Annotated in this window: 1 protein-coding gene; it reads right to left on the bottom strand. The window is 65.9% G+C overall.

Translation table 11 applies throughout. From position 1 onward, the window contains the following. The coding region (locus WN73_RS11590) for a UPF0149 family protein (RefSeq protein ID WP_271552836.1) at window positions 1–363 on the bottom strand (363 nt) is incomplete at its 3' end. Window positions 364–510: the final 147 nt, after the last annotated feature.

The following is a 510-nucleotide window of genomic DNA, read 5'->3' on the forward strand; positions in this document are numbered from 1 at the left end:
GAGCCGCATCGCGGCATAGAAGCCTTGGCACCATGGTCGCGGATCGACGTCTCCACTGGGTTTGCGCCGGTGCATCGGCGCGAACCTGTCGGGTGCGGTCGAGAGGGTGTTGCTGATGTCATTGTGGCGCAGCGCGACGGCCGATATGGCTGCAAACTCCGGGGTGCCGCCGTGGTTGAAGGCATCGGCATCGATGGCGAGCAGCGGGCAGATCCAGTCGAGTGGGCTCATCGACACCGGTCCGGCCACGATTGCGGCGACGTAGCCGTCGAGCATGGGGAGATTGGTGGCGGCAGGATGCTGATCGACGCGAGCCTGCAGCCATCGCTCGAGTTCCGCAAGTGGCATCGCGGCGGCGGCCATCGATGACGATGCTTTATGGCGACGTGGGCTCACGCAGCGGCCTGTGCGGTGCGCTGGCGCGCCGCCTTCCAGTGCCAGGCAAGCAACTCGTGCAGTTGATGGCTCTTGGTTCGCCCGGAGACGATGCGCTCCAGCACGTCGGTCAGA

The sequence above is a fragment of the Bradyrhizobium sp. CCBAU 45394 genome, assembly GCF_028128655.1.
Lineage (GTDB): Bacteria > Pseudomonadota > Alphaproteobacteria > Rhizobiales > Xanthobacteraceae > Bradyrhizobium > Bradyrhizobium diazoefficiens.